Here is a 14,321-nt window from a genome sequence, read left to right as displayed (position 1 = left end):
TCAAAACAAAGAGTTAGGAAATAAATCGTTTAAAAAGAAATATATAGCATGGTAAATACAACAAAAGTCCGGTAACCAGTTGATATAGGTTACCGGACTTTGATGTCTCATTGGATGCAAATATTATTTCTTTTTTGCGGTTCGTTTACCTTTGGCAGAAGTGCCAGGACCTTTCTCATCTTGTATTTTGATTAGATCGAAGCAACTCTTCAAACTCAGATCTTGAGGAACAATGTCTTTAGGGATCTTGTAATTATTACCTTTGTATGCAATGTAAGGTCCGTACCGACCATTCAGAATCTCCAGTTCCGGTTCTTCATCAAATTTTTTGATATGGCGTTCTGCTTCTTTCGTCCGTTTTTCCAGAATCAGCTGCTCTGCTTCTTCCAGAGTAACTTTCATCGGATCAAGTGTTTTCGGCAGTGATACATATACCTTGTTATGCTGGATGTAAGGACCAAAGCGACCTATACCTACAGTGACAGTCTTTCCTTCATACTCACCTAAAGTACGCGGTAGCTTGAACAGTTCCAGCGCTTCCTCTAGGGTAATGGTCTCCATGGACTGCCCTTTCTTCATCTGGGCAAAGCGAGGCTTCTCTTCATCATCTGCGGCACCGATCTGTACTACAGGGCCGAAACGACCGATTTTCACAGATACAGGCTTGCCTGTTTCCGGTTCTTCTCCCAGCATACGTTCGCCGACTTTATGTTCTGTCTTTATGGATAATGTCTTCTCTACTGCCGGATGGAACTGATCATAGAAAGTCTTCATGATCGAAGTCCATTTTACTTCTCCTTCCGCTATTTCGTCAAATTCCTTTTCTACACTGGCGGTAAAGTTGTAATCCAGAATATCCGGGAAGTATTCGGTAAGGAAGTCATTCACCACAGTTCCTGTATCTGTAGGAAAGAGTTTCGACTTTTCTGCTCCCGTCACTTCATTGTGACTTTCATCTTTAATCTGATTGTCTTTCAGTGTCAGCACATTAAATGTACGCTCTTCACCGTCTTTATTTCCTTTTTCCACATATTCGCGTTGCTGAATAGTAGAAATCGTAGGAGCGTATGTGGACGGACGACCGATACCCAGCTCTTCCAGTTTACGTACAAGGCTTGCTTCCGTATAGCGTGGCGGGCGTTGAGTGAAACGTTCAGTGGCAACGATAGGTCCATATTCCAGTTTCTGGCCTTTTTTTAAAGGAGGCAACAGACGGCTCTCATCTTCCTGTTCATTCTCATCGTCGTAAGACTCACGGTATACACGTAGGAAACCATCGAACTTGATAACTTCGCCGATGGCAGTGAATGCATCACCGCTTTTGCTTATAGAGATAGTAGCAGTAGTCTTTTCCAGTTCCGCATCCGCCATTTGTGATGCGATGGTGCGCTTCCAGATCAGATCATACAGTTTCTTTTCCTGTGCTGTGCCTTCTATGGATTGATTTTCCATGTAAGTCGGACGAATGGCTTCGTGCGCTTCCTGTGCTCCCTTCGTCTTTGTTTCGAAGTGGCGCGGATGTACATAGCGTTCGCCCATCATCTGTATGATAGCGTCTTTGCTGCTGGCTGTTGCATATTCCGACAGGTTGACGGAGTCCGTACGCATATAAGTGATAAATCCGGATTCGTACAAACGTTGTGCGATCATCATCGTTTGTGCTACGGTATATCCCAGTTTGCGTGCCGCTTCCTGTTGCAGGGTGGAAGTTGTGAATGGAGCCGGCGGTGTTTTCTTTACCGGACGGGTGGTTATATCTTCAATCGTAAAAGTCGCTCCCTTACATGCGTCAAGGAATGCTTTTGCTTCTTCTTTCGTCTTGATACGGCGTGACAGTTCCGCTTTCATTTCTACCAGCTTGCCGTCTGTATCGGGAACCAGGAATATGGCAATAACCCGGTAAGCGGCTTCTGATTTGAACGCATGAATTTCGCGTTCACGTTCTACAATCAGGCGGACAGCTACCGACTGTACGCGTCCTGCCGACAGAGATGGTTTAACTTTTCTCCAAAGTACAGGAGACAATTCAAAACCTACAATTCTATCCAGGATTCGTCGTGCCTGCTGTGCATTTACGAGGTTGAGGTCGATATTGCGTGGTTGCTCGATTGCTTTTAAAATAGCACCTTTGGTAATTTCGTGAAATACGATTCGCTTTGTGTTTTCCGGTTTTAGTTTTAATACTTCATACAGATGCCAGGCAATAGCTTCTCCCTCGCGGTCCTCATCGGATGCGAGCCATACGGTTTCTGCCTCTTTAGCTTCTGCTTTCAGCGTGCTGACCAAAGCCTTTTTGTCTGCCGGAATTTCATAATCGGGTTTAAAATTCTTATCTACGTCGATACTGAATTCTTTCTTCTTCAGATCACGTATATGTCCGTAACTAGAAAGGACTTTGAAATCTTTCCCGAGAAATTTTTCAATCGTTTTTGCTTTTGCCGGAGACTCGACAATGACAAGGTTTTTTTGCATAATTCTTTCTTTTATAATGGCTTGTACCATAATATTTCGGGGCAAAAGTAAAAAAAAAGATTCGCCCTACCTTATAATATAAGGAGAAACTAATATTTTTTTGGAAAAAAATAGGTTTTGAGTAAATCTGCATTTCTTTTGTATGTGCAAGTATTATTAAAGAAATGTTCTATAATTAAGGGGAAATTAATATAAAACAGTTTTATTTAAATAGAATTTCCTATATTTACACCTTTGTACAGTATTATGTGGCTATTTATGAGAAAGATTCTATTTAAAATATATCTATTGTTTTTCTTTGTAGGTATTGCACAACCTATATTGAGCCAGTCTCCTTATTATTATTACAAACAACTCGGAATAAAGGAAGGACTCTCACAGTCGAAAGTACAATGTGTTCTGAATGATCATCGGGGGTATCTTTGGATTGGTACGGAATCCGGTTTGAATTGTTATGACCGTGACCATCTGAAGCAATATCTGCATCGGCCGGGAGATGAAAGAACACTGCCTTCCAACAATATCACTTTTATCGCCGAGGACTCTTTATGCAATCTATGGGTAGCTACGATGAACGGCATTTGCCTTTACGACAGAGGGAGTGATAGTTTCAGAACTTTATCGAATAATGGTAAACCGATCTATGTTGCTTCCTATTTATTGGTTGAAGGAGGAATCTTACTGGGAGGATCAGGAGCTATATACAAATATGTCTATGCCACTAATAAGCTGGAACCTTTGTATTATGCGCAAGACCCTGTTTATTACAATCCCTTTTGGCAGATGATACGTTATGATGAAGAGAATATCCTGCTCAATTCACGTTGGCACGGCATATATTCCTTCAATATGAAGACGTATGAAGTGAAGAAAATAGAGTCGTTTACAGAAAATAACTATACCAGTATCTATCTGGACTCCTACAAGCGTCTGTGGGTAAGTGTTTATGGTAACGGACTGTATTGCTATCAGGGAGACCAGTTGATAAAACACTTTACGGCGTCAAATTCTCCTTTGACGTATGATGTCATTCATGATATCATGGAGAGAGATAATCAGCTTTGGGTAGCCACTGATGGTGGTGGAATCAATATAATCTCTTTAGATGATTTCTCATTTACTAATATTCAACAAAAACAGGATGATGTTCATTCCTTTCCAGCCAATACTATATACCGCCTCTATCTGGACCCGGCCAATAATATGTGGGCAGGCAGTATCAGAAGAGGGTTGATTGGTATAAAGAATGTGTATGCCTGTTCTTATCAGAACGTTCCTTTTGGCAATCTGTACGGATTAAGCAACCAGACTATTAATAGTTTCTTTCAGGATAGTGACGGAATAGTCTGGGTGGGAACTGATGGGGGAGGTATCAACCGGTTTGATCCGGTATCGGGTACCTTCAAACATTATCCTGCCACCAAATATGAGAAAGTTGTCTCCATTGTGGAATATACTCCTGACGAACTGTTGTTCTTCTCCTTTAATAAAGGACTCTTTATCTTTCATAAGAAAACGGGGCAGATACGTCCCTTTGTGCTGATTGACAAGGAAATGAATGATCAGACCTGTATCAATGGTTTTTCTGTCAATATCCAGCGGATAACGAAGACTAAAATTCTTTTCAGTGCCCAGCATATTTTTATATATGATATGGTCACCCGTAAATTTGATATAGTGGCTACTATGGGAGAAGAGTACGAGCGTCATTCTCCACTGATAATAGCTACGAAAGGTGCAAAGACATACCTTTCCGATCTGAAGAATATTTGTGAGTATGATTCTTCGGAAGGGACTTTCCGGACGATTTATCAAGGACAATACACTATCAATGACGCCTCTATGGATCAGGATGGTATTTTTTGGCTGGCTTCTACCGAAGGTTTGGTACGTTATGATCCACGGACAGGGAAGAGTGAACTGATAAATACAAGCCTGTTTCAGGATGTAGCTTCTGTTGTTGCCGATAATCAATATCGAATCTGGATAGGAACGAGACGTCATTTATTTGTTTATTCTTCCCGTACCCATAATTTTACTACCTTGGAGGAAGTAGATGGAGTTTTGCCTAACGAATTCATCTTTCATGCTACTCTTCTGGCCAAAAACGGAGATGTTTTTGTCGGTGGAACTACAGGCATGACGGTGATAAACTCTGCCGTTCATTTTGATACAGATGAGGATTATACGGTCGAACTGCTGGATGTATTATTAAACGGTCTGCCTGTCTCGTTATCCGAAGAGCCGCAGGAAGCGGCTGAAATAATTCAGATTCCCTGGAACTTTTCTTCCCTGCAACTGAAAGTTCTGCTGAATGAAAGCGATGTGTTCCGCAAGAATTTCTTTCGTTTCAATATAGAGGGGCTCGATCAGGAATTGGCGAGTTCCAATTCAAACTCTTTGGTTATCAATTATCTGCCGATAGGGGAGTATACGATTACCGCTTCTTATTATACCCGTGACGGAGGGTGGAGTATGAAACAACCCATTCTGCATGTTGTGGTTACTCCGCCTTGGTGGAAGACCGGTTGGTTCTATGTGGGATTATATATATTGTTGGGAGCAGTGGCTTATAGCATTGTCTACTACTTCTATCGCAAGAAGAAAGCCAAACAGAAGCGGGAGATTATGCGTCTGAAAAATAAGATGTATGAAGAAAAGATTAATTTCCTGACGAATATCAGTCATGAACTTCGCACTCCTCTTACACTGATTTGCGCACCATTAAAGCGTATTATCAATCAGGAGTCGGACAAGCAGGATGTGGAAAAGTTGTTGGTCCCGATCTATAAGCAGGCATACCAGATGAAGAGTATCATCGATATGGTACTCGATGTAAGGAAGCTGGAAGAAGGAAAAGATATGCTGCATATATTGCCGCATCCTTTGAATGAGTGGGTGCGCTCTGTCGGAGATAAGTTCATCAATGAGTTTCATGTGAAAGGTATCAGACTCGAATATGAGTTGGACGAACAGATAAAAGAGGTACCTTTCGATCAGAATAAGTGCGAGTTCGTTCTTTCTAACTTCCTGATGAATGCGTTGAAGTTTAGCGAATCGGGCACCACTACTACACTGATTACCACCTTGTCACAAGAGAAAGACTGGGTTCGGATCTCTGTCAGGGATGAAGGGATGGGACTGAATATGGTAGACACAGACTCTCTTTTCTCCAGTTTCTATCAGGGGGGACATGAAAAAGGAGGAAGCGGCATCGGATTATCCTATGCGAAGAGTCTCATCACACACCATAAAGGAAGAGTGGGCGCTTCGAATGCAGCGGGAAAAGGGGCCATCTTTTATTTTGAACTACCCTTATTCACGGATACTTGCGGACAGCTGGAACCGGCTTCTGTGGAAGCAGCTACAGGCGTGGAAGTGAATGAACCGGATAGAATCGATTATACCTTCCTGAAAAAATATTCAGTGATGGTGGTCGAAGATACTCCCGAACTGCGAAGTTATCTGAAAGAAACGCTGAGTAATTATTTTGCCCGTGTATATGTTGCCAAGGATGGGAAAGAGGGATTGGAACAGATCAAAGACCGATTGCCGGATATTATCATCAGTGATGTCATGATGCCCCGGATGAATGGGTTTGAACTTTGCCGGGAAGTGAAGACTAATCTGGATATCAGCCATATTCCTTTTGTCTTATTGACCGCCTATCATAATTCTCAGAATATGTATACCGGTTATAAGACTGGAGCGGACGCCTTTTTGCCGAAACCTTTCGAAATAGACGGTTTGCTGGCATTGATTCATAATCAGTTGAGGCAGCGCGAACAGATACGGGCAAGATATAAAGATGATAAGCTCTTGACGCATAAGGAAGTGAGCTTTAGTAATGCGGATGAGACTTTCCTGCTGAAATTGAATACATTGATTGCGGATAATATGAGTAATCCGGATCTGGATGTTGCGTTTATAGCTACTAATATGTGTATCAGTCGTTCGTTATTATTCAATAAAGTGAAGGCCATCACGGGTATGGGGATTGTAGACTATGTGAATAAGCAGCGCATTGAGCAGTCAATCGTGTTACTTACTACTACTACCATGAACATTACTGAAATCTCCGAAGTGGTCGGCTTCTCTTCTTTGCGTTATTTCAGTAAGGTTTTCAAGTCTATTAAAGGAGAGATTCCTTCCGCTTATAGGAAGCAGGATAAGTAAATCGCATTGATAACTTGGACTTAGGAACATATACTAGAAATAAAAAAATAAATATTAGTCTCATACTCTCATTCTATATGAGGTAAATAGCATATAATCAGTGTGATATACAATGAGAGATACTTCTTCTATAAGGTATCTCTCATTGTTTTCTACGCAAAATGCCTTCAATTTAGCTTATCTCTCCTCCTTTTTTGCTCATCTCTCATTCCCTTTCCTTGCGTAAGTAGGTAAAACTGTCTGCCTTTTGAGGGTTAATATCTCATATATCAGTTTCAAATAATAGGTACTTTGTAGCTCGGATACCTTATATCTTTGCCATATCAAGCCTATATACTTATGTTTTCTTACCGACATCTTCATCGTTCCACCCGGGTGAAACGATCTTGCCACTAGAGTGGAGAAATCTGTTCACTCTAGTGATGAGATCAGATCACTCGAGTGGAACGATGAAGATCTCCTATTAAAAATCTGATAACAATAGGTGAAAAGCACAACAGGATAGGGTCTTCTGCATAAGAGAAAGCGGTATATCTCGTCTATTCCATCATTTCTCTGCCTACAACGTTTATGAGCTTTAAGTCATAGTTATCATTGTGGGCATCTTGGAATAATTGCCAGATCATCACGCCGGCATAGTCGTTTTCTTTGATGAACTTACATTTGTTGGCTATAGTAGGGCGGCCGTTATAATAAGTCTTGCCTATATTATCCTTGTCCGCTGCTTCATTTCCAAGATGTTTGAGTATGCCGCTATAGCGGATTCCACGAACGTCATCCACTGCGCCTTGCAGACTTTCCTCCCAGGAATATCCATAAAAAGGAAGTCCTCCCACTATTTTACTTTTGGATGCCCGACATTGTTCATTCCAGTATTTGAGGTCTTTCACAAAGTCATCGTATGAAGCATGCTGGACCGGTTTATCGGTAAACGCTCCCCGGTCATAACTCATCAGGTTGATATAGTCGAAGTATTGCTCCCATTCGGTTCCGTAATTAAGCCAGCGGCTGTTGACGGCACAGGTCATCAGCATATTTTTCTCTTTTGCCAGGTATAAACCTCTGGCAAAAACCAATAATGAGGGGAAATTCTTATCCCAGTTGTCATATTCCTCATAATCGATGTCGAAGCCGTCCAGTTTATATTCTTTAGTGAATGCAATAATCTGCTGTATCAGTTCTTTTCTGGCTTTCGGATCATTGATGGCGGTAGTGAATTCTCCCGGACTGTTCTTAGCCAAAGATATCAGAATCTTGACATTATGCTTGTGAGCCGTTTCACGTACACTTTCAATTCTCTTCCGGACAGGATTAATGTTTAGAGTGCCGTCTGCTTTTACTCTTGCAAAGCTGGCATTGATATGCGTCAGATATTTCCATTCTATCGTAGGAAATAAACTTTCAAACTCCCAGTCGTCAAGCGCAAGGTAGCCGATAACTACTTTCTGGGTGACTTCCGGTTGGGGCTGAGGCTGCGGTTGAGGCACATTGGGCACCTGTGGGTTGTTGGTATTAGAAGAGGGTCCGCAACTAGTGAATAAAATGCTTACAGCCGTTAATAATGCGTATAATACATGTTTCATGTTTAATAAGTAAAAAAGATTTAATACCCGAAAACAAATAGAGGAATGAAAGTTTTGAATAGTCTCTATACTTCCATTCCTCCTTCTTTAGAAGTTCCTAAAAACCTTGGCTCCTACCTTAAAACCTATTTATCTAACTTGGTTATTTTTACCCAGTCAATTTCCATGATGGCAGGTAAGTTGGCATCATCGATAGGACCTGCCCATGAGCCCGGTCTGTCTCCTCCTAATCCCATGTTCAGGATGAGATAGAATGAAGAATCTTTTGTGAACGGCCATTGCTTCATTTCTGCTTCATTCTCCAGTTTCAGGTTTGAGTAAGAGAAAGTCTCCTGTCCATTGACGAAGAAAGTCAGTTTGTCTTCGCTCCATTCTAAAGCGTAGATGTTCCAATCCTGATAATTGCAAGTTACTTGTGCGGTGTTGGACGGATCTTTGATGTTCAAATCATACGTGTAGTGAGTATGTATCGTATGATGGATCGCGGATTCCTGTTTCACATGTTCCATGATATCGATTTCTCCGCAATTCGGCCATCCGTCATAGATATATTTCTTCGGCATCATCCAGATAGCGGGGAATGCGCCATTGGGGTAACTGGTGATTTTGGCTTTTACTTCCACCCGTCCGAAGGTGAAGTCAAACTTACCTTGCGTTTCGATACCGCCGGCTTTGTATTCATCACCTATTTTTTCGGCTTTCAGTATAAGTCTGCCGTCTTTTACGTAAGCCTGGTCATAACTTTCGGACATTTCGTCGTTCCAGTCGGAGCCTGCTTTCTGGCAGAGTACCCATTTGGTCGGGTCCGGATTGCCGTCCACATCGAACTCGTCCATGAAGAGAACGTCCTTCATGGTGTCGTCAAACTTGGTCAGTACGATAGTATAGGTCGTTGTTTGATTGTCTTCGGTGGTGACGGTCACTGTCTGCTCTTTTTTCCAGTTGTGTACAAATGTTGCCGGGTCCGGTGAGATGGTGGCTCCATCGCTCATTAGCGTATAGTCTACGCCGGTGATGGTATTGGCATCCTCGATCGTACCGATTTCCACTCTGTGGGTTGTCTGGTCTATCTTCCCATGATAATAGGAAGTCGTATTCGCTGACACATTATTTACTGCTACGGCAAAATCAGTGAGCGGATATTTCTTTTCCGGAGTGATGTAATTGGTCTCATCATCCGAACAGGCAGCAGTGGAAAATCCGATGATTGCCATGTTCAGTATAAGTAATATTTTTCTTTTCATCATAACTTTTTTGGTTCGTTCATTATTTTACGTTGGTAGTAAAGTACCTGCCAGTTTGTACAGGCAGGTACTTTTTCTTTGTCAATGTTACGTTGGCTATTCGCCCCACTTCAGCGGTTCGATGTATTCCCATTTGCGTAGCGGCAGTGTGCCATCGTTGCAGCGCACCATGATCTGTCCACCTTTCTCAACAAGAATATTTCCTGGTACTTTCCAGTCCTGGGTACCATCGGAGATAGTGGAAATGATAAACTCATCGTTGAGGTACCATTCTACCCTAATCCATGTACCGGTTTCATTTTCTTCTTGCAGGATATTCCATCCCAACTTATTGTCAGCATTCGTATCCAGTGTTTTCACCGTTCCGGCTGCACCGCTAAATACTTTCTGGCTCCATGGAGTAGTGCTGAGGTCACTCTTTCCGCCTGCCACGTGCCAACGGAATTCGGTCCACGGAGTGGCATTAATCATGAAGAACATATTCATGTTGCCGTTGAACGGTCCGATGTAGATATTATATCGTCCAGGCATCAGTTGGCTGCCAAAGTAATAATCTCCGCTCACCTCTCTGTTTTCTTCGTTCACGGTAGTTCTTGATGATTCTGAACTGGCTTGTTTGATTCGTATGGTAGTAGTCACCGGTTCTATTCCTTCTTCATCACTGAGGGAAGAGAGAATGATGGTTCCGTTGCGTACCGAAGAGCTAGTGCTGTATTCTGCTACATTGATAACCAAATCGGCACTTCCATTAAATTCGGTTTGCTCAAATTCATACCATGTTTCGTCTGACGGAATCTCTTTCGTAACTCCCCAGCGTGAATTGGCTACTACGTGAATAGTCAGCTTTCCGCCCACAGCTTCCACTTCATACCACTTGCCGTTTTCGGGCTGTGCGGGTTCAATCTGTACACCATCTTGGGTGATGTTCACTTCCTGTTGTTTGTCACCATTGCGGTCATATAAAGTTACCACTCCGTAACGCATGGCACCGGTATTGGGGGTTGCTTTCAGTTCCACTGTACCGTTTTCCATTCCGGAAGCTCCTTGACTGATGGAAAGCCACTCTTCTCCATCAGTCACCTTGGCTGTCCACTTTTGATTGCTAAGCACACTGAACACTTCGGGCACATTTCCGTTTTTTTCAATCATATCCACTCCTTCGTACTCTAAGTAGGCAGTACCTTTTTGAGTCAGTGTGAATTTTTTACCGGTCCAATAATCGCTCTTGATGTTAATGACCTCAGTACGATCGTCCAAGCTGGTATTTTCCTCACATTTGATGGTTACATCGTATGTCTTTTCCGGGTTATCACCCGTGGCTGGTGAAATGGCATACCAGTCACCTTTGTTTTCTCCGAATATTTCCCATGGATCGGTTGATTTCACCTGGAAAGTGACGCTCAGTTCATCGGTTGTGCCGTCGGCGGGTAGTAGATATGAGTCTTCTACACGGTAGCGCAGGTCGACAGCCTTTTGCTTCTCATCGTCATCACAGCTTTGCAACACAGGAACTGCTGCCAGTAGTGTGAAAAGTCCTAAGAAGGCTATTTTATGTAATTTATCAGATTTCATAAACACTTCAAGTTATTGTTTACACATTTATTCATAAACTTCATAGTCTAACGACTTAAAGACGATGGTACATTCCGGTGAGAATGGACCGCTGAATCCGGAATAGAATATTACGCCTTTATGTCCATCCAAGTCAAAGGCATTGTGTTTCTTACCGGAATAGTATACTTTTCCGTTGATAGAGAATGTTACGTTTACTTTTGTCGCGTCTTCCGGATCAACTTTGGTATCTAACTCAATGGTTTTGATGTCGTTCATGCTTTCTTCCAGCGTAAATTCTTCAGCTGTCCAGTCGTAGTGAAGTTTAAAACTGGATTTTGTTGTTGAATCTTGCGGATAAATTCTGATTTGTATCCAACCTGCACCGTTTGCTGCACCATTCCAGTGCCATGTGTCACCATTCAGGTAAAGGAATCCATCCGTTCCGGCAGGCATATTGACGCTTTCAAAGTTCCAAACGATTTTCCCCTTTCCATAAGAGAAGTTGGGCACATATCTATTTTGCGCATTGCTTCGTATGGTTGCATATCCTGTTTCCGGGTCAATATCTTCGGCTCCGTCTGCCCACATATTTCTAGGCTGTCTCACTTCAACGGGTACACCTTCAAATCCCGGAACATTGCTCTTGGGATAAAGCAACACATGTCCCACTCTTGTAATAAACAAATTGTTGTATCCTGCTTTAAGCGTCAGATTATTACCATCAGCTTCGGCACTTAGCCATTCCTTAAATTCGGCAGGAACCTCTACTTTCCACTCTACGCTGGAGTTGATTTCGATGTTTTTCTCTCCGCCCATGCCATTCAGTTGGTTGGTTTTTTCTTCTTCATTCTTGGGCTCGATGATGATACCGTCTTGTGTAATGGTGAATGATTTCTCCTGAAACTCTGTCTTGACAGTGATTTCAGCTGTTCTTACACCTCCTGTATTTTCTGGTATTGTGATGGTTATGGGAATTTTGTTGCCATCTTCATTACCATCGCCCGAAGCCGGAGAGATTTGTTCTACAAACTGTGTGGAAGGAATTATTTGGAATGGCTTGTTTGACACAATATTGAAAGAGATGGTTCCACCTACTGTCGGCACAATCTGGTCGTAAGGAATTACTACTAAATCTTCTTTCGAAGCCTGCTCGATAGTAACTACCTTGGTGCCTTCAACGCCTTCTGCCTTGATAGTCAGTTTGGCTGTACGTGCTTTCTTTCCTGTATTGTTTTCCATTGTCACCACAATCTCCGACACAAGTGAGCTGGCTGCACTCATCGAAGGAGTCGGCTTGCACCACTGCTGGTCACTTTCGATCGTCCAGGGAGTGTTGGAGCTGATGTTGAACACTACATTGCTTGGAGAAGTTGCCAAAGCAGTATAAGACTCCAAAGCATCTATCTGGATATTGAGAGGACCTTCCGGCTGTGAGTCGATGTCAAACTCCTGGCATGCTACAAAACTGAATGTGCACAGTGCAAGAATCAGTTGCATTAACGTGTTGCTATATAACTTTTTCATATATCTTTTAAATATTAGATTAGACAATTAATTACCATCCTGTGTTTTGAGGATTTAAGTTTGTATTCTTGTATAGTTCGCTTTGAGGGATCGGATACAGATACATGCAATCTCTCCAGTTACGGGTTTCGTAAAGGTTCTTGTAGAAGTTGAACGTACCGTCCGCTTGCTTCTCGATCTTTACTCCGTATAGTTCCCGTTGGGTAGTATCGGCAATCTTCCATCTCCGTACATCCCAGAAACGATGATCTTCGAAAGCAAACTCTACACGCCATTCATTGTACAGGCGTTCCATGAATTCATCTTTTCCCATGGAAGGAATCAACGGCATATCGGCATTCTTTCTCACTTCATTGATAGCCCACAGAGCAGAATACTTATAAGTCTCATCTGTGTAATTGACATCATTGAAAGCGTTGACCATAGATTCCGCATACGTTAGTAATGTTTCCGCATAGCGGTAAATCACCCAATGATGCTTGCTGACAGCTTCTTTACCCGGTTCAAAGCTAGTAGCTTCCTGAATGTACTTGCGCAGGAAGTATCCTGTCGGTGAACCGCCTTGTGATACGATTCCGTCGTCGGCGCCACCTTTGAAGGTTTCAATGGTGTAGTCTTTAAACGACATTCCGTTGGCAAGAATAGCGCGGTAGAAACGTTTGTCACGATTCTCATAAGGTGATTGCGGGTCAAATGCAGGGTCTTCGCAAACCCATCCTGTGTTTTCTAGGGTTACTTTGTAACCGTTGACTGTCTCGAATGCGTCCACAAGGTTTTGTGATGGGTAATTGCTGTATGGGATAAGACTGGAAGTGCGTGTTCCCGCAGTCATGCGAAGCGGGAGATTAAACATTTCGAAGTCCGAGTCATCACCATTGATCCTCATCAGTACAACTTCTTTTGAGTCGAGGTTGTTGGCACTCTCCTGGGGGTCGAGAGAGTAAAGCCCTGTGTTGATAATATCTATTGCTGCTTTGGCAGACTTTTTCCACAATTCGGTATCCATAGAAGGATTATGTAGCTTACTGGCAGCATATAGCAGTGCTTTTGACTTTACTGCCATTGCAAAGCCTTTGGTCACTCTGCCGATTTCTGCTCCCGGTTCGTTTACATAGCTGTCCGGCAAGTTATTGGCAGCGTCGTCGCATTCACTGACAATGAAGCTGATAACTTCGCTGAATGGTGTCTTGCCGATTGTATTGGCTTCCTCTTCAGTCAGTACTTCCAATGGCATGGCGATGTCACCGTAGCGGCGTGCCAGTTCAAAGAAGTAGTGTGCCCGCAGCACTCTGGCTTCGTAAGGGAAATATTTCAGCTGCTTCATCCAGTTTGTATATTGTCCGTCGTGCTCGTAGCGTGTGAAGTCCACTTGGGCAATCTCTGCTATAAAGCTGTTGGCAGCACGTATACCGCGATACAGGGTCCATGAATCGTCATAAGTTTTAATAGGCGACCAGTTACCGTTATTGGTATTCTGGATATTATCTGCATAGGCTCCGAATTCGCCGTCATCACTGGCACAGTCGCGCATGGAATATCTGTCTTCGGTGAAAATTCCGCCGGAGGTCGCAAACAGTTGGTAGCCTTGTGGCATGTATGAGTATACGTGGGTAAGCATTGATTTGCTTGTACCGAAATACTTGTACATGTCTTCTTTTGTCTTCAGGTTGTTCGTTTCATCAAAGTCAAGGTAGTTGCACGAAGCAAAGACCAACGAAGACAAAATGGTTAAGAGTATGTATTTGGTTCTCATAATGTTCATTTGTTA

The 14,321-nt window shown here is 42.7% G+C and carries 7 protein-coding genes; 1 reads left to right on the top strand and 6 read right to left on the bottom strand.

What is annotated here, in order from left to right; genetic code table 11:
• Positions 1 to 123: 123 nt before the first annotated feature.
• Positions 124 to 2,472 carry a type I DNA topoisomerase gene (topA, locus tag BT_RS14335; RefSeq protein WP_008765309.1) on the bottom strand — a complete coding sequence of 783 codons (2,349 nt, stop codon included), beginning with the start codon at positions 2,470 to 2,472 and terminating at the stop codon, positions 124 to 126.
• Positions 2,473 to 2,730: 258 nt separating this feature from the next.
• On the opposite strand from topA, the gene BT_RS14330 reads away from it, so the two are divergent.
• The gene (locus BT_RS14330) at positions 2,731 to 6,648 is read left to right on the top strand and encodes a hybrid sensor histidine kinase/response regulator transcription factor (protein ID WP_011108503.1); all 3,918 of its coding nucleotides are present in this window, start codon (positions 2,731 to 2,733) and stop codon (positions 6,646 to 6,648) included.
• 539 nt (positions 6,649 to 7,187) lie between these two features.
• On the opposite strand, the gene BT_RS14325 is transcribed toward BT_RS14330, so the two are convergent.
• From BT_RS14325 to BT_RS14305, 5 genes are all read right to left on the bottom strand, one after another.
• Positions 7,188 to 8,231, bottom strand: a complete 1,044-nt coding sequence (locus tag BT_RS14325; RefSeq protein WP_011108502.1) for a glycosyl hydrolase family 18 protein — start codon at positions 8,229 to 8,231, stop codon at positions 7,188 to 7,190.
• 125 nt (positions 8,232 to 8,356) lie between these two features.
• The gene (locus BT_RS14320) at positions 8,357 to 9,478 is read right to left on the bottom strand and encodes a DUF4971 domain-containing protein (RefSeq protein ID WP_225011825.1); all 1,122 of its coding nucleotides are present in this window, start codon (positions 9,476 to 9,478) and stop codon (positions 8,357 to 8,359) included.
• Positions 9,479 to 9,571: 93 nt separating this feature from the next.
• Positions 9,572 to 11,047: a BACON domain-containing protein gene (locus tag BT_RS14315; RefSeq protein WP_008765315.1), complete on the bottom strand. Its 1,476-nt coding sequence runs from the start codon at positions 11,045 to 11,047 to the stop codon at positions 9,572 to 9,574.
• Positions 11,048 to 11,074: 27 nt separating this feature from the next.
• Positions 11,075 to 12,553, bottom strand: coding sequence for a BACON domain-containing protein (locus BT_RS14310; RefSeq protein WP_011108500.1), 1,479 nt, complete (start codon positions 12,551 to 12,553; stop codon positions 11,075 to 11,077).
• A gap of 31 nt (positions 12,554 to 12,584) precedes the next feature.
• Positions 12,585 to 14,306, bottom strand: coding sequence for a RagB/SusD family nutrient uptake outer membrane protein (locus BT_RS14305; protein ID WP_008761942.1), 1,722 nt, complete (start codon positions 14,304 to 14,306; stop codon positions 12,585 to 12,587).
• Positions 14,307 to 14,321 lie beyond the last annotated feature (15 nt).

The organism is Bacteroides thetaiotaomicron VPI-5482, assembly GCF_000011065.1.
Lineage (GTDB): Bacteria > Bacteroidota > Bacteroidia > Bacteroidales > Bacteroidaceae > Bacteroides > Bacteroides thetaiotaomicron.
Note: the sequence above shows the minus strand (reverse complement) of the source record. Positions and strands in the feature narration are given on the sequence as shown.